Here is a 17,987-nt window from a genome sequence, read left to right as displayed (position 1 = left end):
CAGCAACGTCCGCGCTATCGCAGCGATAGCGCGGACGTTGCGATGTTGATCAGTATATCGGGGGCGACGCCGAACAACACGATCAGCGCCGCGCACAGCAGCAGCAGCGCACGATCGGGCAGCGCCAGCGGCTCGGCTTCCCCGCTGGAAGATCCGATGAACGGCGCGGTGAAGAACCTTGCATAGTAATAGAAGCCGAGCCCCGAGCCGGCCACCACAATTCCGAGCAAGGTCCAGCCGCTGGTCTCGACCAGCGTTCTCAACAGATAGAGCTTGGCGATGAATCCGCCCGCCGCCGGCAGACCCGCCAGCGACAGCAGCGCCAGCGCCAGCGCGGCCGCTTCCAGCGGGCGGCGGCGCACCAGGCCGTGCAGGTCGGGAAGCGTCGGCGCCTGACCGAGCAGCGCCGAGGCGCACAGCGCACCAATCAGCGCCGGCGCGTAGATGGCGAGATAGAACAGCACCGCCTCGCCGGCGCGCGGCGCACCCGAGGCCAGCAGCACGGCGATGTAGCCGGAATGCGCGATGGTCGAATAGCCGAGCATCCGCGGCAGCGCCGGCTGCCGCAGCGCCAGCAGATTGCCGACCAGGATCGAGGCGGCGCCAAGTGCGGCGAGGCCCGTGCTCCACAGCGGCTCCGGCAGTTGCGCGGCGCCGTTCAGCCGCAGGATCGCGATCGCCACCGCGCCCTTCGACACCACGCCCGCCAGCGCCGCGGCGCCCGCAGGCGCGCCCTCGAAGGCATCGGGCGTCCACATGTGAAACGGCGCCAGCGAGAATTTGAACGCCAGCCCGGCGAGCAGCAACGCGGTGCCGAGCGCGAACAGCGCGCCATGCCCGCGCCAGCCGGCGAAGGCGAGCGCGCCAGTCTCCGCGAAGATCAGCGATACGCCGAGCAGCAGCGCCGCCGTCGCCAGCCCGCTCATAACCAGAAACTTGTAGCTGGCTTCGAGCCCCGGCCGCGACAACCGGAATGCGAACAGTGCGATCAGCGACAGGCTGATGATCTCGATGCCGAGAAACAGCGTCGCGGCATGGCCCGCGGCCGCGAGCGTGGCGGCACCGAGCGCCACCAGCACCAACAGCGACGGCGCTTCCTTCCCGACCGCGCCGGTGCGCAGAAACGCCAACGCCGCGAGCGCCGACAGGCTGGCATAGGCGACACCGAACCGCGCCGGCCCGTCATCGACGTACAAGGCGCCGATCGACGCCGGCGGCACCCCGGCGCGCAGCACCACCAGCATGGCCGCGAGCGCCAGACTGAACGCCGCGGCGGCGCGCACGATCTCCGCCCGCGCCAGCGGCGCCAGCATCATCGCCAACACCGCGCCGCATGCGAGCGCCGCGATCGGCGAAAGCGCGGCTAGCTGGGCTGCGTTCATGGCAGATGCGGCAGCGCGGCTTTGATCGCCGGCTCGAGCAGACCGATCAGACTTTGCGGATAGAGCCCCACCATCAGCGTGCCGGCGGCGAGCACCAGCACCGCGCCATATTCTCGCGGGCCGAGATCGCGCGTCCCGTCGGTCGGCCGCGCCACGCCGAACACCAGCCCTTTCAACAGCCGTGTGGCGTAGATCACCGAGATCACCAGTGTCGACAGCGCCGCCAGCGCAAAGATCCAGGTGACCTGAAAGATGCCGACCACCACCAGCGCCTCGCCGGCGAAATTCGCGGTGCCCGGCAGCGCCAGCAACGCGGCGCAGAACAGCGAGAACGCGGCGGCGAATCGCGGCGCTGTCTGCTGCAGCCCGCCGAGTTCGCGCAGGTCGCGGGTGTTGGTGCGCTCATACAGCGCGCCGATCAGCAGGAACAGCGCCGAGGCCGAGAACGAATGCGCGATCATCTCGACCGCGGCGCCGGCCAGCGCGTATTGCACGCCGGCGCAGATGCCCATCAGGATGATGCACATATGGGCGATCGAGGTGTAGGCGACCAGCCGCTTGGCGTCGTTCTGGCCGCAAGCAACCAGGCCGCCATACAGCGCGCCGACCGCGCCGAGCGCGATGCCATACGGCGCCACCACCATGGCGCCGTCCGGAAACAGCATCGGCGAGAACCGGAACAACCCGTAGGCGCCGGTCTTCAGCAGCAGCCCCGCCAGCAGGATCGAGCCCGCGGTCGGCGCCAGCGTATGCGCCTCCGGCAGCCAGGCATGGAACGGCGGCACCGACAGCTTGACCATGAAGGCCAGCGAAAAGCCGAGCAGCATCCAGACCTGCACCGGCGTCGACAGCTTCATCTTGGCGAGTTCGAAGGCGTTGAAGGTCATGTGGTCGGCCATCGACGCCAGCGCGAACGCCGCGGCCAGCAGGCCGAAGCCGGCGACCGCGTTGAAGATCAGGAATTTCAGCGCCGCGCCTTCCTTGTCGCCGTGGCCCCAGACCGCGATCAGGGTGAAGCTCGGGATCAGCATCGCTTCCCAGAAGAAGGCGAAGATCAAGAGGTCGAACGAGATGAAGACGCCGACAGTGGCGCCGACGGTCCAGCACAGGCAGGCGTGAAACAGCCCGGAATCGGTACGGATCTCTTGCCACGAGGCGGTGACGCAGATGATCCCGAGCACCGCGGCGATGCCGACCAGCGCCGCCGACAGGCCGTCGATCGCCAGATCGATCGAGATCCCGAACGACGGCACCCATGGATATTCGAACCGCGCGTACCAGCGCGCGTCCGGCGCGCCGGCGACAATCGCAAACAGCATGACCAGCATCAAGGCGAAGGTCGCGATCGAGACCCAGCGCTCGGCCTCGCCGCGACCGGCGACGACAAAGGCGATCACGCCACCGACGAGCGGCAGCAGCAGGAGCGCAATCAGCGCCATGATGTCCCCCAGGCAAACAACAGAAGTCCCGCGCAGCCGAGCGCAATACCGAGCGAGTGATCCCGCAGCCGGCCGGTCTGGACCCGTCGCGCCCCGGCCCAGATCTCGCCCAGCGTGCCGGCAAAATGCATCCACGCCTGATCGATCCGGTCCGGATAGAACCGCGCCACGAAATCCCGGACGAACACCCGCGCGAACCGCGTCAGCAGCCGGCCGAGCGGATCGCCGCCGACGAAGCGCACCAGGTCCGGATCGCGATCGGCGCTCTCCGGTTTCTCCCCGGTGCCGCCGAAGACTCGTCCGAGCGGATCGTCGGACACCCGCTCGACCACGTCAATGATCGGCGTCAGATCGGCGGGCTTGCGCAGGTCATGCGGCTCGCGTGCCTCGGCATTGCCGAGCACCTTGGTGATGCGTCGGAAATTCCGCACCAGCAGCAGATAGTACAGCGTGTCGACGCGAAAAATGCGCAGATGCCGCAGCCTGGCGCTGATCTGCGCGAAGGCTTGCGGGTCGCCAGCCAGCTGCCGCGCCAGCACGGCGCCGAGAATTGGCACCGCCGCGCCCAGCAGCGTCGCCAGCACCGGCAATTCATGCGGCGCGCCGCCGGCGAATGCGATCAGCGCATCGACAGAGAGCCCACCGACCACCGCGACGAACGCCAAAGCAAACAGCGGCACCAGCGTCGCCAGCCCGCCCCAGGGCGGCGCGGCGATATCGCCGGTCGCGGTGGCGGCGATGAACACCACCCGAAACGCGTAGGTGCCGGTCAGCACCGCGGCGAGCGCGGCCAGGATCCACAACGGCGCTCCCCAAGCGCCGCTGGTCAGCGCCGCCGCCAGCACCGCTTCCTTCGAATACCATCCGGCGGTGACCACCGGCAGGCCGGCGAGCGACGCGGCGCCGATCGCAAAGCTCCAGAATGCCAACGGCTGCCGATCGCGGGAGCCGTGCAACGCCGCAATCGCGGTCGAACCGCCAGCGGCGTGGCTCATCACCCCGGCGCTGAGAAACAGCAGCGACTTGAACGCGGCGTGGATGGCGAAATGCGCCAGCGCCACCGCTGGCGCGCCGACGCCGAGCGCCAGCACCATGAAGCCGATCTGGCTCATGGTGGAGAATGCCAGCATCTTCTTGACGTCGCGCTGGATCACCGCCGCGAGCGCCGCGAGCGCCGCGGTCGCTATGCCGATCGCGGCCACGCCGGCGGAGATTTCCGGCGCCGCGGCGAATAGTGGCGCCAGCCGCACCAGCAGAATCACGCCGGCCGCCACCATGGTGGCGGAATGCAGTAGCGCTGACACCGGCGTCGGACCCGCCATCGCGCTTGGCAGCCAAGTGTGGAACGGAATCTGCGCCGACTTGCCGAGCGCGCCGAGTGCGATCAGTCCGGCGATCGGCGCCAACTGCCAGGCGTCGATCTGTTTGACTGCCGCCAGCATGCCGTCGAACCTTGTGGTGCCGGCCTGTAGAAACAGCAGCATCAGTCCGGCGAGCAGAAAAGTGTCGGCGACGCGGGTCGTCACCAGCGCCTTGCGCCCCGCCGCGATCGCCTTTGGCAATTTGGCGTAATAGGCGATCAGCATGAAGCTGCACAGGCCGATGATCTCCCAGCCGAGGAACAGCAGCAGCGCGTCGGCCGCGAGCACCACCGCCAGCATCCCGGCGAGAAACAGGTTCATCTGCGCGAAATAGCGACGCAGATCGGGCACCGGCTCGGCGGCCATGTAGGCGCCGGAATAGATCAGCACCAGCGCGCCGACCAGGGCCACGGTGATGCCGGCGACCACGCTCAACGGGTCGAGCGACATCGCGATCTGCGCCACGAAGGCGCCAACGTCGATCGACAGGATCGGCACGATGGTGGGCACGTCACAGCCGCCGCCGACACAGGACATCACCACAGGCGCCAGCAGCAGCGCCGGCAATCCGCCGGCGACGATGCCGATCGTCATGATCGCGCCGCGCGACAATGTCACCGGCGCCAAAGCCAGGATCAGGAAGCCGAGCAAGGCCGGCGCGGGGACGAAGGGGAGCATGGCGGCCATGGTCATCCCTTCAACCGGCTGATGGCGTCGCTGTCGTCGCTACCTGCGGCGCGACGGATCCGCAGGAACAGCGCCAGCCCGACGGCGACCTCGGCGGCGGCCAGCGTCAACGTCAGGATGAACATGCCCTGCCCCTGCGCGTCGGCGTGATAGGCGCCGGCGGCGATGAAGCCGAGCGCCGGGCCGCTCAGCGCCACTTCCAGCGCCACCAGCTGGAACAGTATGCCGCGCCGCGCCAGCACACCGAACAGGCCGATCGCAAACAGGCCGGCGGCCACGATCAGGATGCCGGTGAGCGCCGTGCTGGTCATCGGCGATCTCCCCGCACCCGGTCGCTGCGCCCGATATGGCGCACGCCGATCAGGCCTGCGAGCAGCAGCAGCGACGCCAGTTCGATCGCCAGCGCCCAGGGGCCGAACAGCAACCGGCCGACCGCTTGCGCCGACACCGGCGCGGCGATTCCAGGCGCGACCTCGCCGAGCCCGAACAGGAACGGCGCGATCACCAAAACGGACATGATCGCCGGCAGCGGCCAGGCACGGTTCAGCGCGGCGCGTTCGCGCGCCATCGCCTCGGGCGCGGTCGGCAGCGTCATCACCACGAACACGAACAGCACCACGATCGCGCCGGCATAGATCATGATCAGCAGCACCGCGGCGAACGCGGCGCCGAGCGCGAAGAACGACACCGCTAGCGCCAGCAGCGTCACCACCAGATACAGCAGCGCATGCACGGCGTTCGGCCGCGTCACCGACAGGCTGGCCGCGATCAGCGCGAACGCTCCGGCATAGATGGCGAGCAGCGGGCTCAGGGCAGCAATCCTTTCAAATCCACCGGCGGCGACTCGTGGTCGGCTTCACCCTTGTCCTTGCCGGCGATCGCCTTGCCGGCCACCGACCAGTAGCGATAGCCGCGCACCTTGCCTTCGCCGGCGATCAGCAAATCGTGTTTCTCGTAGACCAGCGCGTCGCGGCGCCACTCGCCGAGTTCGAAATCCGGCGTCAGCTGGATCGCCGATGTCGGGCAGGCGTCCTCGCACAGCCCACAGAAGATGCAGCGGGCGAAATTGATCCGGAAATGGTCCGGATACCAGCGGCCGTCCTCGGCTACGGCCTTCGACAGATCGATGCAGGCGACCGGGCATACCGCCGCGCACAGGCTGCAGGCGACGCAGCGCTCCTTGCCGTCGGGGTCGCGGGTCAGCACGATGCGGCCGCGGCTGCGCGGCGGCAGCTTCGGCATCTCCTCGGGATAGAGTTGCGTTTCGGTCTTGGCCGCGAGCTTGCGGCCGACCCTCAGCAGCGCTCCGAGCCAGCCGATCATGACGCGCTCCTCGCCACCACGATCACGCCGGTCAGCAGCAGATTGAGCAGCGCCAGCGGCAGCGCGATCTTCCAGGCGAAATTCAGCAACTGGTCGTAGCGCGGCCGCGGCAGCGTGGCGCGGATCCAAACGAACACCACCGCGATCACGCCGGTTTTCAACCCGAACCAGACCGCGCCGGGCAGAAACGGGCCGTGCCAGCCGCCGAAGAACAGCGTCACCGCCAGCGCCGACACCAGCAGCACCGCGAGATATTCGCCTAGAAAGAACAGCCCGAACGACATCCCGGAATATTCGGTGAGATAGCCGGCGACCAGATCGTTTTCGGATTCCGGCAGGTCGAACGGCAGCCGGTGCGCGGCGGCGACGCCGGCGATGCAGAACAGCGCCGCGCCGAGCGGCTGCAGCACCACGAACCAGACGTCGCGCTGCGCCTCGACGATAGCCGTCATCGACAGCGAGCCCGCCAGCATCACCACGCCCATCAGCGACAGCCCGAGAAACGCCTCATAGGCCAGCATTTGCGCCGCCGCCCGCATGCCGCCCATCAGCGCGTAGCGGCTGTGCGACGCCCAGGCGCCGAGCACCACGGCGTAGACAGTGAGGCCCATCATGCCGAGCAGAAACATCACGCCGACATCGACGGCGGCGAGCGTCAGCCCATCGCCGAACACCACCACGCCGAAGCCGGCCAGGATCGGCGTCGCGCCGACCGCGGGGGCGAGGTAGTAGGCCCCAGGATCGGCGCCGGGCGGCGGCCGATCCTCCTTGGTGAGAATCTTCACCGTGTCGGCAACCCATTGCAGGAAGCCGAACGGGCCGACCCGGTTCGGCCCGAGCCGCTCCTGCACGAAGGCCAGCAGCCGCCGCTCCACCCAGGTGAAGGTGCCGGCGACCACCAGCAGCACCATGATCATGGTGACCGAGATGGTCGCGGTGATCAGCATCCCGATCATGATGCGGCCTCGATCGTGACCCGGCGCAACGCTCCGCGCGGCACGACCGTGCCGACGCTGACCGCGACCACGCCGCGCGCCAGACCGGCGTCGAGCGACAACCTCGTCCCGCAGGGCCGGCCGTCGATCAGCACCGCGGCGCCGGCGGCGAGGCCTAGCGTGGCGGCATCGTCGGGATGCAGCATCAGCCGCGGCGCCGGCGCGCGCGCCGCGAGCAGCGCGCTGGCGCGGCTCAGCTCCCAGCCGGAAAACGCATCGTGCAGCGGCACCAGCAGCAGTCCGTCGACGCCGATCGGATCGCTCGCAGCCGCTGGCGGCAGCGCGCCCTCGCCGGCCTCGAACAGCAGCGTGCCGGGATCGCCGCCGCGCAACGGTCCGCCGATCTCCTGCGCGAACCGCGTCACCGCATTGGCGGAATGCAGGCCCGGCATTTTGTAGCTGGTGATCAGCGCCGGCGGAACCTGGGTGCCGCGCGAGCCCTTGATGCCGAAAGTCAGCGGCGAATCCGGATCCTGCGGCGGCGCAGCGTCGGCGAACTGGCCGGCGCGATCGTCGGCGGTGCGGCCCGACAGCGGACGCGGCGCGCGTGTCACCTTGCCGCCGCTCATCACGAAGCCGGCGTTCGGCGCCGCGGTGGCGATGCCGACCAGATCGCGACGCTCGGCGACGATATCCTCGATCAGCGCATCGAGGCTGTGCCAGTCGCCGGCGCCGAACGCCGCGATCCGGCGCCACGCCGACGGCATCGCTGGGTTCGGCGGCACGGCGGCGAAGAAGCGTTGCGCCCTGCCCTCGTAATTGACGAAGGTGCCGGCGGCTTCGCTGAACGCTGCGACCGGCAGCGCGATAGCGGCGCGCGCGGTTATCTCAGTGTTGAGTGCATCCAGCGCCACCACGGTCTTGGCGGCGGCGAACAGCCGCTCGACGCCGGCGCGCGGCGCGCGTTCGAACAGATCGTTCTCCAGCACGATCGCGGTCATCGCCTGTCCGCTCTCGAGCAGCGCCGCCGCCGATTCGATGCCGTCGCCACCGAGCAGCGCCAGGCCAACGCTGTTGGCCTCCGGTGCGATCAGCGCGATGCGGGCGCGGCTACCCAGCGCCGCTGCGATCGCGGCCGCAGCCTCGATGATGGCGGCGGCACCGAGCGACGCGCCGGCAATGATCAGCGGGCACTTCGCGGATGCGAGCACATCGGCGATATCTTTGACCTGTCCTTCGGCGGCTAGTCCTTCAGCGACATTGCCGCGCATCGCCGCCGCCACCGCGACGCCGAACGCCGCGATCGCCTCCGCATCGAGCCGCAGCGACAGTGTCGCGATGTCGTCCAGCGGATCGGGCGCCGACGTCGCCAGCACGATCGGGGAGCGGCGGCCTTCGCCGGCGGTGTGGACCGCCTGGTCGAGCCAGTGCGGCACGCCCTTCTGCGCGGCCAATTCGCGCTCGGCGGCGCGCGCGGTCTGCCGCAACGCCAACGCCATTCTCGGCGCCGCATTGGTGAGATCCTCGCCCAGCACCAGCACCGCGTCGGCCGCCTCGATCTCGGCCAGCGAGGCGATCTTTGCAGGGCCCGCGCGCAGGATCGCGATCATCCGCCGCAGCAGCTTGACTTCAGCGTCGGAGACGCCGGCGAAGAACCGCTCCGGCCCGACCAGCCGCTGCAGCGCGTAGTTGGATTCCAGCGAGGCGCGCGGCGAGCCGATCCCGATCGCCCCCGCCGCGATCGCCGCATGCGCCGCCGCCGTGGCGTCATGCTCGGACGCAGCGACGCCGCCGAGCAGCGGCACGGCCAGCCGCTGCGGCGACACCACATGCAGCGGACCGTATCGGCCACGGTCGCACAAGAAGTAACCGTTGAGCGCGCCGTGATAGCGGTTCTGCGCCCGCCGCACCCTTCCGTCGCGCTCGTCAACCAGAAGATTGCAGCCGACCGCGCAATGCGGGCAGATTGACGGCGTCGCGCGCATGTCCCATTTGCGGGCGTAGTCCGCCGACCAGCCCTTGTCGTTGAACACCCCGGTCGGGCAGACCTCGGCGAGATTGCCGGCGAACGGGCTTTCCAACACGCCATCCTCGGCGCGGCCGAAATACACATTGTTGTGGGCGCCGAACGCGTCGAGGTCGCGGCCGCCCGCATAGTCGCGATAGAACCGGGTGCAGCGATAGCAGGCGATGCAGCGGTTCATCTCGTGGGTCACGAGCGGCCCGAGATCCTGGTTGCGATGGGTGCGCTTGGTGAAGCGATAGCGGCGGACGTGATGGCCGGTGGCGATGGTCATGTCCTGCAGATGGCAGGAGCCGGCCTCCTCGCAGGTCGGGCAATCATGCGGATGATTGGTCATCAGCCATTCGATCACCCGAGCGCGGAAATTCGCGGCCTCCGGATCGGCGACCGCGACGCGCTGGCCCTCCGCGATCGACGTCATGCAGGCCATCACGATCCGCCCCTTGGTATCGTCGGGGCCGGCATAGACGCGCACCGCGCATTGCCGGCAGGCGCCGGTCGAGCCGAGCGCGCCGTGCCAGCAGAAATACGGCACGTCGATGCCGTAGGACAGGCACACCGACAACAGATCGTCGCCGATCCGCGCCTCGACTTGCCGTCCGTCGATGGTGATGGTGGTGCTCATGCGCGCCCCACCGGACAATGGCCGTCGAGATGCGCGGCGAATACATCGCCGAAGCGTTGCAGCCCGCTCTTCAGCGGCGTCATCGCGCCGGCCATCAGATCGCAGAAGCTGCGGCCGGAGGGGCCGGCGAGATCGACGTGCATGTGCAGCAGCTCGATATCCTCGCGCCGCCCCTGCCCCCCTTCCAGCGCGTCGAGCAATTTCGACACCCAGGGCAGACCGTCGCGGCACGGCGTGCACAGCCCGCAGCTTTCGCGGGCGTAGAATCGCGCGTGACGGCCGATCGCCGCCACCGGACAGGTGCGATCGTCGAGCACGATCAGCGCGCCGGTGCCGAGCGCGCTGCCGACTTTCTTCAGATGCGCGAAGTCCATCGGCACGTCGAGTTCGGCGGCTTCGAGAAATCCGGTGGCGCCGCCGCCGGGCTGGAACGCCAGCAGTGCGCGGCCGTCGCGGATGCCGCCGGCGCGCTCGATCAGCTCGCGCGCGGTGGTCCCCATCGGCGCCTCGATGAGCTGCGGACGCGCGACGCAGCCGGACACGCCATACAGCTTGGTGCCGCCTTCGTCGGTGCGCGACAGGCCGCGAAACCAGTCGGCGCCGCGCTCGACGATCGCGGGCACCGCCGACAGCGTCTCGACATTGTTGACCGTGGTCGGCCGGCCCCACAACCCGCTCACCGCCGGATAGGGCGGCCGATGCCGCGGCACCGGGCGCTCGCCCTCGATCGCGGCGATCAGCGCGGTTTCCTCGCCGACGATGTAGCGGCCGGCGGACGCGTGGACGCGCATGGTCAGGTCGAATCCGGAGCCGAGAATATTTCGGCCGAGCAGCCCGGCCGCTTCGGCCTCGGCGATGGCGCGGGTCAGCGCCACCGCCGCCGCGCGATATTCGTCGCGCACCAGCGCGATCACCTCGGTGGCGCCGACTGCATAGGCGGCGATGATCGCGCCCTCGATCAGCTGATGCGGCAGCGCTTCCATCAGCAGCCGGTCCTTGAACGAGCCGGGCTCGGTCTCATCGCCATTGACGCAGAGATAGCGCGCGCCGGCGCCGGCCTTCGCGGCGCCCTCGCGCATTAAGCGCCATTTGGTGCCAGTGAGAAATCCGGCGCCGCCGCGCCCGCGCAATGCGGCGGCCTCGACCATCGCCACGATGGCGTCGGGGCTGTGCCGGCTCAGCGCCTGCGGCAGCGCCTGATAGCCGCCGATACGCTGCCATTTGGCGAAGCTGTGCGGCGAACGATCGGCGCGGGCGCGGCCGGTCAGCGGCGTTTCGCTCATGGCGCGCCTCCGATCAGCGCGGTGAGATCATCGGCGCTGAGCGGGCCGACCAGCGTGCGATCCGGCCCGACCAGCGCCGCCGGCGCGCGGTCGCAGCCGCCGACGCAGCAGATGTTGATCAGCGTGAACTTGCCGTCCGGCGTAGTCTCGCCGAAGCCGATGCCGAGTTTCTGCATGACCGCATCGCGCACCGCGTCGGCGCCGCCGAGGTAGCAGCTCAGGCCGTCGCACAGCAGGATCACGGTCTCGCCGACCGGAGAGCGGAAGATCTGGCTGTAGAAAGTGGCGAGGCTGTCGATCTCCGCGGTGGTAACGCCGAGCGTCAAAGCGGCTTCGGCCAGATTCGCATCCGAGACATAGCCCTCGGCCTGCTGCACCAGTTTCAGCGCTTCCAGCATCGCGGCCTTCGGCCCGCCGTGCGCGGCGGCGGCCTCGACGATCGCGGATTTGGTGGCCGGGCTCAGGGTCATCGGTCGACGTCCGACATCACGTAGTCGATGCTGCCGAGATAAGCGACGAGATCGGCCACCATCATCCCGGGCGCCACCGCCGAGATCATCTGCAGATGCGGAAATGACGGCGTGCGAATCCGCGTGCGGTAGCTCGCGGTCTCGCCGTCGGAGATCAGCGAGAATTGCGTCAGTCCGCGCACCGTTTCGACCTGGCCGGTGGCCTCGCCGACGGGCACGACCGGCCCCCAGCTGGTGCCGACGAAATGATGGATCATGCTCTCGATGTCGTGCAGCATGCGCTCGCGCGGCGGCGGCGTGGTCAGCGGATGATCGGCCTTGATCGGCCCCGCCGGCATGTTGTCGACGCATTGCCGGATGATCCGCAGCGACTGGCGCATTTCCTCGACCCGCACTTTGGTGCGGTCGAAGCAATCGCCGCGCACGCCGACCGGCACGTCGAATTCGAAATTCTCGAAGCCGCAATAGGGCCGCGCCTTGCGCAGGTCCCAGCCCAAGCCGGTGGCGCGCAGCCCCGGCCCGGTGACGCCCCAGTCCAGCGCCACCGCGGTGTCGTATTCGGCGACGCCGACGGTGCGGGCGCGAAAAATCTCGTTGCGCAACACCATGCCGTCATAATCGTCGAGCCGCGACGGCATCCAGTCGAGGAAGTCGCGGACCATCTGCTCCCAGCCGACCGGCAAGTCCATCGACAAGCCGCCGATCCGGAAGAAGCACGGATGCATCCGCGCGCCGGTGATCGCCTCGATCACCCGATAGGCGTGCTCGCGGTCGGTGAACATGTAGAACACCGGCGACATCGCGCCGGTGTCCTGCGCCATGGTGCCGTAGAACAGCAGGTGATTCATGATGCGGAAGAATTCCGACAGCATCACCCGCACCATCATGGCGCGATCCGGCACGGTGATGCCGCAGAGTTTTTCCACCGCCTGCAGATACGGTAGTTCGCCCATCACCCCGCCGAGGTAATCGACCCGGTCGGTGTAGGGCAGGAAGCTGTGCCAGTTCTGCCGCTCCGCCATCTTCTCGGCGCCGCGGTGATGAAAGCCGATGTCGGGCCTTGCCGCGACGATCTCCTCGCCGTCGAGCGCCAGCACGACGCGAAACACGCCATGCGTCGCCATGCTGTGCGGGCCATAGTTCAGGATCATCAATTCGACGCCGTCGCGCTGGGTCGGCAGCCCGAATGCCTGCGGATTGGCCGCCAGCGCATGTTCCTTGGCATCGAACAGAGCGGCGGTCATGTTGAACGGCGCGCGTTCGGTGGCGCGGCCGGGCTGGTCCTTGCGCATCGGATGGCCTTCCCAACCGGGCGGCAGCAGGATGCGCAGATGGTGCGGCCGGCCGACGAACTCGACGCCGAACATGTCGAATGCTTCGCGCTCGTACCATTCGGCGTTGGGAAACACGCCGGCGATCGATTGCGCGCGCGGATAATCGGCTTCGAGCGGCACCTTGAGCCGAATGTCGGCGTTGCGGTCATGCGAGATCAGGTGGCTGGCGACGGTGACACCCGACGGCGGCTGACCGTCGCGGTGCTGCCGCGCGGTCTCGTCGATCGCCCACAGATCAGCGAGCATCCGGAATGGCTGCTCGATCTCGTGCTTCAGGAACCGATGCACTGCCGGCGCGGCGTCGGTCGCGATCCACAACGTCGGAAACGAGTCGCGCGTGACCTGCTCGGCCAGTACCGCGGGCCCGAACCGCGCGCGGAGGTCGCTGACGACTCCGGCCGCGCTCACAACGTCTCCGGCGGGTCGAGCAGCGTCTGCGCCATGCGGACGTCGCGGCGCTCGTCGCGCCGTCGCGGCGCGTCGAAACCGAGCCCGGCACTGTTGCCGACGGTGACACCGAGCGGCCGCCGCTCGGTGCCGACCTGCTGCTGCAGCATGATCAGCGCATCGAGCATCGCTTCCGGCCGCGGCGGGCAGCCGGGAATATAGACGTCGACCGGAATGAAGCGATCGACGCCCTGCACCACCGAATAGATGTCGTACATGCCGCCCGAATTGGCGCAGGCGCCCATCGAGATCACCCAGCGCGGCGCTCGCATCTGTTCGTACAACCGCAGCAGCGGCGCCGCCATCTTGTGAAACACGGTGCCGGACACCACTAAGAGATCGGCCTGCCGCGGCGAGGCGCGGATCACCTCGGCGCCGAACCGGGCCTGGTCGTAGACCGGCGTCAGCACCGTGACCTGCTCGACGTAGCAGCACGACAGCCCGAAATTGAACGGCCACAGGCTGTTCTTGCGCGACCACGCCGTCAGGTCTTCAAGACGCGTGAACAAATTGCTGCGCGCCATATGCTCTTCGACCGAGACCTGCTCGACCGGGCCTTGCGGGGAAAAGCTCATTTGCGCCGCCTCGTCGACCAGTCGAGCGCGCCGTCGACCCATAGATAAACCAGCGCCAGCAGCAGCACGCCGATGAACACCGCGGCTTCGATCAGGCCGAGCCAGCCGGTGTCGCGGGCCGCCACCGCCCAGGCAAACAGGATCGCCGCCTCCATGTCGAAAATCACGAACAACGCCGCGATCAGGAAATACGGCGCGTTCAGCGGCCCCTGCGGCGGCGCCGCCGGCAGCACGCCGCCTTCGTACGGAACGTCGGCGCGGGCGCCCGCTCGCCTTTCGCGTAGCCAGGCCGCGACCGCGATGATCGCCGCGACGATCCCGGCCGACAGCGCGACGTGAATGCCGAGCGCGGCATCGGGATTGATGGGAAAGATCAGGTCACCCACGGCAAGGCTCCAAGTGAACGGCGCAACGGGCTCGCGATCGGTCCCAGGTTCGGTTCGTGTTGCGCATGGTGATCATGTCACTCCACCCGTCAAGGGCGCTTGACAGAGATCAAGACCAGGATACCTGCATGGCAGAAATGTTGCTTTGAGTTCCGATAGTTGGAACCCGGCGCGGAACGCCGCGAAGACCCGCCGCAGCCTATATTTCGAGGAGAAATGCGGCCGCCCGGCCGCCCGATTCGCTCCCCGCCCCGGCTGCGGCACGTTGCCGCCCGGCGTCACGTCCACGCCGCCAGGCCGATGGAACCGAATTCCTCTGTGCCGTGAAATGTTCTAACGATAGCCAAATCCGCATCACCAGGGCCGGCCATGTCGCTGTTTCGCCTCTATACCCGCGTCCTCGAACTGCTCGGCAAGGAAGCGCGGCTGGGCTGGATCCTCGCCGCCGCCAATCTGTTGCTGGCCGCTGCACAATTCGCCGAACCGGTGCTGTTCGGCCGCATCATCGACGTGTTGTCCGGCAATCTCTCCACTGGTGCATTGGAAGCGACGGTCGCATCGCCCTGGCCGCTGCTCGGCGCCTGGGTCGCGTTCGGCCTGTTCACAATCGGGTGCGGCGCCGCGGTCGCACTGCACGCCGACCGGCTGGCGCATCGCCAGCGTCAGGCGGTGCTGACCAGCTATTTCGAACACATCATGCAATTGCCGCTGACGTTTCACACCGGCACCCATTCCGGCCGGCTGATGAAAGTGATGCTGAACGGCACCGATGCGCTGTGGCGGCTGTGGCTCGGTTTCTTCCGCGAACACTTCGCTGCGATCATGTCGCTGGTCGTGCTGCTGCCGCTGTCGGTCTACATCAACTGGCGGCTGGCGAGCCTGCTGTTCATTCTCTGCGTGGTGTTCACCGTGCTGACGACGCTGGTGGTGCGCAAGACCTACGGCATGCAGAACGAGGTCGAGGAGCATTACGGCAACCTGTCGGCGCGCGCCTCCGACGCGCTCGGCAACGTCGCGCTGGTACAAAGCTTCGTGCGGATCGACGCCGAGGTGCAGAGCCTGCGCTTCGTCGCCGACAAGCTGCTGGCGGCGCAGATGCCGGTGCTGTCGTGGTGGGCGCTGGTCACCGTGATCACCCGGGCCTCGACCACCATCACCGTGCTGGCGATCTTCAGCGTCGGCATCCTGCTGCATCAGCAGGGCCTGACCAGCGTCGGCGAGATCGTGATGTTCGTCTCCTTCGCCACGATGCTGATCCAGAAACTCGAACAGGTGGTCGCCTTCATCAACAACGTATTCATGGAAGCGCCCCGGCTGCAGGAATTCTTCAACGTGCTCGACGCGGTGCCGGCGGTGCGCGACCGACCCGACGCGATCGACACCGGTCGGCTGTCGGGGCTGGTCGAATTCAACGATGTGTCGTTTTCCTATGACGGCAAGCGGCCGGCGGTCGAAGACCTGTCGTTCACCGCGCTGCCGGGCCAGACCATCGCGCTGGTCGGCGCCACCGGCGCCGGCAAATCCACCGCGATCGCGCTGCTGCATCGCGCGTTCGATCCGCAATCCGGCCATATCAAGGTCGACGGCATGGACGTCCGTGGATTGACGCTGTCGGCGCTGCGCCGAAATATCGGCGTGGTGTTTCAGGAAGCGCTGCTGTTCAACCGTTCGATCGCCGACAATCTGCGGGTCGGCAAGCCGAACGCCACCGACGAGGAAATGCGGATCGCCGCGGCGCGGGCGCAGGCGCTGGAGTTCATCGAACGCAGCGAGCAGAAATTCGAAACCAATGCGGGCGAGCGCGGCCGGATGCTGTCCGGCGGCGAGCGGCAGCGACTGTCGATCGCGCGCGCGCTGCTGAAGGATCCACCGATCCTGATCCTCGACGAGGCAACAAGCGCGCTTGACGCTGTCACCGAGGCCAAGGTCAACCTCGCGCTCGACGAGGTGATGAAGGGCCGCACCACCTTCGTGATCGCGCACCGGCTGTCGACGATCCGGCATGCCACCCGGATCCTGGTATTCGACAACGGCCGGGTGATCGAAAGCGGAACTTTCGATGAACTGGTGGCGCACCGCGGCCATTTCGCCGAACTGGCGCGGGCACAGTTCATGGTCGAGGAGAATGCGCGGGCCGAGATGACCGCGACGCCGGAAAGCGCGCCTGTCAAGACCTGAGCAAGGTCGAACTTTGGCCCCTTTCATCCCCGAATAGTTTTCCCAAGCTCTGTTCTGAGAGCGCAAGCCGGTATAGGTTCGCCCTTGCTGTGCCCAAGTGTGGCCGGACGCGCTTGAACCCGAACGTCAACCGACAAGACCTCCGTCGTGCGAGGTCTCAAAGGACCGGAATCGGATTGTGCATTTCCTCCCCACGCTGACTCGCAGTTCGTCGTTCAGATCGCAACTCGCCTGGATCATTGTCGTCGCGGCGCTGATCGCGACGGTCGTCGTGCCGCGATCGGCTCGCGCCGAAGCGCTGCTGCTGATCGAGGCCGAAACCGGCAAGGTGCTGCAGTCGGAGAACGCCACCTACCCGTGGTATCCGGCATCGGTGACCAAGATGATGACCGCCTACGTCACCCTCACCGCGGTGAAGGAAGGACGGCTTACGCTCGACACCTTGCTCACGGTATCGCCGGTCGCGGCGGCGCAGTCGCCGTCCAAGATGGGCTTCCGACCCGGCACCCAGGTCACCGTCGACAACGCGCTGAAGATGATGATGGTAAAATCGGCCAACGACATGGCCGTGGTACTGGCCGAAGGCGTCGGCGGCTCGATCGACGGGTTCTCCGCGCAGATGAACCGGGCCGCCGCAAGGCTCGGCATGACCCAGACCAGCTACGTCAACCCGAACGGGTTGCCGGCCGAAGGCCAGATTACCTCGGCCCGTGACCTCGGGATCCTGGCGCGCGCGATCATCCGCGACCTGCCGGAATACGAGTACTTCGTGCATATTCCGGCGATCAAGTTCGGGCGCCGGGTAACCCATAATTTCAACCGGCTGATCGGCCGCTATCCCGGCGCCGACGGATTCAAGACCGGGTTCATCTGCGCCTCCGGCTACAATCTGGTCGCCAGTGCGACCCGCAACGGCCGGCGCCTGATCGCGGTGGTGCTCGGCGCGTCGTCGGGCCAGGACCGCGCCGTGAAGGCGGCGCAGATGCTCGAGCGCGGCTTTGCCAACAATTCGCTGTCCTGGCTGATGCCGGCGCTCGGCACCGTCGACAATCTGGCGCCGATCGCCGCCGCGCCGCCGAATCTGCGCGACGAGATGTGCGGCGGCAAGCGCAAGCGGCCGTCTAGCGACGAAGCGCCCGAGGACGAGAACGTCGCCAATGCCGGCTCGCCGGCGCTGGCCTTCTTCACCGCCGGCCTGCAGCCGCCGGTGCTGCGGCCGGTCGACATGATCGCGGCTGCGCCGGAGGCGACCGAACCCGTGGTGGTTTACACCGGACCGAAGCGGACCGGCGCCGCGTTGGCTGCCGCGATCGACGACGATGCGGAAAAGCAGGTGCGCAAGCCCGGCAAGAAGAAGCGCGTGGCCAAGAAGCCCGACACCAAGCCCGACACCAAGCCGCAGACCGAGGCCAAGGAATCCAAATCGGGCGACAAGTCCGACCCCCGGGTCTCGGTGACGGTCGACACCAAGAGCGCCAAGCCGCCCGCCAAACCGGCCGGCGCGAAGAAGCCGGCCGAGACCGCCGCCACGGCCACGCC

15 protein-coding genes are annotated in these 17,987 nt (G+C 68.1%); 2 read left to right on the top strand and 13 right to left on the bottom strand.

The window, feature by feature from the left end; all coding sequences use genetic code 11:
* Nucleotides 1-14: 14 nt before the first annotated feature.
* Genes HXX15_RS18165 through HXX15_RS18105 form a run of 13 tightly spaced genes read right to left on the bottom strand, consistent with a single transcriptional unit; the run spans nt 15 to nt 14,270 of the window.
* Nucleotides 15-1,382: a proton-conducting transporter membrane subunit gene (locus HXX15_RS18165; protein ID WP_296517773.1), complete on the bottom strand. Its 1,368-nt coding sequence runs from the start codon at nt 1,380-1,382 to the stop codon at nt 15-17.
* Nucleotides 1,379-2,821, bottom strand: coding sequence for an NADH-quinone oxidoreductase subunit M (locus HXX15_RS18160; RefSeq protein ID WP_296517772.1), 1,443 nt, complete (start codon nt 2,819-2,821; stop codon nt 1,379-1,381). The genes HXX15_RS18165 and HXX15_RS18160 overlap by 4 nt, the downstream gene beginning before the upstream one ends.
* The gene (locus tag HXX15_RS18155; protein ID WP_296517770.1) at nt 2,812-4,869 is read right to left on the bottom strand and encodes a proton-conducting transporter membrane subunit; all 2,058 of its coding nucleotides are present in this window, start codon (nt 4,867-4,869) and stop codon (nt 2,812-2,814) included. Before HXX15_RS18155 ends, HXX15_RS18160 begins: the two co-directional genes overlap by 10 nt.
* 2 nt (nt 4,870-4,871) lie before the next feature.
* Nucleotides 4,872-5,180, bottom strand: coding sequence for an NADH-quinone oxidoreductase subunit NuoK (gene nuoK, locus HXX15_RS18150; RefSeq protein ID WP_296517769.1), 309 nt, complete (start codon nt 5,178-5,180; stop codon nt 4,872-4,874).
* Nucleotides 5,177-5,680 carry an NADH-quinone oxidoreductase subunit J gene (locus tag HXX15_RS18145; protein WP_296517907.1) on the bottom strand — a complete coding sequence of 168 codons (504 nt, stop codon included), beginning with the start codon at nt 5,678-5,680 and terminating at the stop codon, nt 5,177-5,179. The genes nuoK and HXX15_RS18145 overlap by 4 nt, the downstream gene beginning before the upstream one ends.
* Complete coding sequence (nuoI, locus tag HXX15_RS18140; protein ID WP_296517767.1) at nt 5,677-6,192, bottom strand: NADH-quinone oxidoreductase subunit NuoI; 516 nt, start codon at nt 6,190-6,192, stop codon at nt 5,677-5,679. The genes HXX15_RS18145 and nuoI overlap by 4 nt, the downstream gene beginning before the upstream one ends.
* Nucleotides 6,189-7,148: an NADH-quinone oxidoreductase subunit NuoH gene (gene nuoH, locus HXX15_RS18135; RefSeq protein WP_296517765.1), complete on the bottom strand. Its 960-nt coding sequence runs from the start codon at nt 7,146-7,148 to the stop codon at nt 6,189-6,191. The genes nuoI and nuoH overlap by 4 nt, the downstream gene beginning before the upstream one ends.
* Entirely contained in the window at nt 7,145-9,775 is a 2,631-nt protein-coding gene (gene nuoG / locus HXX15_RS18130) for an NADH-quinone oxidoreductase subunit NuoG (protein ID WP_296517764.1), read from the bottom strand. The genes nuoH and nuoG overlap by 4 nt, the downstream gene beginning before the upstream one ends.
* Complete coding sequence (locus HXX15_RS18125; protein WP_296517762.1) at nt 9,772-11,058, bottom strand: NADH-ubiquinone oxidoreductase-F iron-sulfur binding region domain-containing protein; 1,287 nt, start codon at nt 11,056-11,058, stop codon at nt 9,772-9,774. The genes nuoG and HXX15_RS18125 overlap by 4 nt, the downstream gene beginning before the upstream one ends.
* Nucleotides 11,055-11,528, bottom strand: coding sequence for an NADH-quinone oxidoreductase subunit NuoE (nuoE, locus tag HXX15_RS18120; RefSeq protein ID WP_296517761.1), 474 nt, complete (start codon nt 11,526-11,528; stop codon nt 11,055-11,057). The genes HXX15_RS18125 and nuoE overlap by 4 nt, the downstream gene beginning before the upstream one ends.
* Entirely contained in the window at nt 11,525-13,270 is a 1,746-nt protein-coding gene (gene nuoC, locus HXX15_RS18115; RefSeq protein WP_296517760.1) for an NADH-quinone oxidoreductase subunit C/D, read from the bottom strand. The genes nuoE and nuoC overlap by 4 nt, the downstream gene beginning before the upstream one ends.
* On the bottom strand, nt 13,267-13,884 hold the full coding sequence (locus tag HXX15_RS18110) for an NADH-quinone oxidoreductase subunit B family protein (RefSeq protein WP_296517758.1): 618 nt from the start codon (nt 13,882-13,884) through the stop codon (nt 13,267-13,269). The genes nuoC and HXX15_RS18110 overlap by 4 nt, the downstream gene beginning before the upstream one ends.
* Nucleotides 13,881-14,270: an NADH-quinone oxidoreductase subunit A gene (locus HXX15_RS18105; RefSeq protein WP_296517756.1), complete on the bottom strand. Its 390-nt coding sequence runs from the start codon at nt 14,268-14,270 to the stop codon at nt 13,881-13,883. Before HXX15_RS18105 ends, HXX15_RS18110 begins: the two co-directional genes overlap by 4 nt.
* A 369-nt stretch (nt 14,271-14,639) precedes the next feature.
* Between HXX15_RS18105 and HXX15_RS18100 the strand changes: the two genes are divergently transcribed.
* Together HXX15_RS18100 and HXX15_RS18095 are read left to right on the top strand one after the other, a co-directional pair.
* Nucleotides 14,640-16,448, top strand: coding sequence for a glucan ABC transporter ATP-binding protein/ permease (locus tag HXX15_RS18100; RefSeq protein ID WP_296517755.1), 1,809 nt, complete (start codon nt 14,640-14,642; stop codon nt 16,446-16,448).
* Nucleotides 16,449-16,683: 235 nt separating this feature from the next.
* The coding region (locus HXX15_RS18095) for a D-alanyl-D-alanine carboxypeptidase family protein (RefSeq protein ID WP_296517906.1) at nt 16,684-17,987 on the top strand (1,304 nt) is incomplete at its 3' end.

Origin of the sequence: Rhodopseudomonas sp., from assembly GCF_013377015.1 — a bacterium.
Classification (GTDB): Bacteria; Pseudomonadota; Alphaproteobacteria; order Rhizobiales; family Xanthobacteraceae; genus JARJEH01.
Note: the sequence above shows the minus strand (reverse complement) of the source record. Positions and strands in the feature narration are given on the sequence as shown.

Coding starts and splice junctions, on each gene's coding strand:
- HXX15_RS18165 (WP_296517773.1), bottom strand. CDS start 1,382: ATGAACGCAGCCCAGCTAGCCGCGCTTTCGCCGATCGCGGCGCTCGCA.
- HXX15_RS18160 (WP_296517772.1), bottom strand. CDS start 2,821: ATGGCGCTGATTGCGCTCCTGCTGCTGCCGCTCGTCGGTGGCGTGATC.
- HXX15_RS18155 (WP_296517770.1), bottom strand. CDS start 4,869: ATGGCCGCCATGCTCCCCTTCGTCCCCGCGCCGGCCTTGCTCGGCTTC.
- nuoK (WP_296517769.1), bottom strand. CDS start 5,180: ATGACCAGCACGGCGCTCACCGGCATCCTGATCGTGGCCGCCGGCCTG.
- nuoI (WP_296517767.1), bottom strand. CDS start 6,192: ATGATCGGCTGGCTCGGAGCGCTGCTGAGGGTCGGCCGCAAGCTCGCG.
- nuoH (WP_296517765.1), bottom strand. CDS start 7,148: ATGATCGGGATGCTGATCACCGCGACCATCTCGGTCACCATGATCATG.
- nuoG (WP_296517764.1), bottom strand. CDS start 9,775: ATGAGCACCACCATCACCATCGACGGACGGCAAGTCGAGGCGCGGATC.
- HXX15_RS18125 (WP_296517762.1), bottom strand. CDS start 11,058: ATGAGCGAAACGCCGCTGACCGGCCGCGCCCGCGCCGATCGTTCGCCG.
- nuoE (WP_296517761.1), bottom strand. CDS start 11,528: ATGACCCTGAGCCCGGCCACCAAATCCGCGATCGTCGAGGCCGCCGCC.
- HXX15_RS18110 (WP_296517758.1), bottom strand. CDS start 13,884: ATGAGCTTTTCCCCGCAAGGCCCGGTCGAGCAGGTCTCGGTCGAAGAG.
- HXX15_RS18100 (WP_296517755.1), top strand. CDS start 14,640: ATGTCGCTGTTTCGCCTCTATACCCGCGTCCTCGAACTGCTCGGCAAG.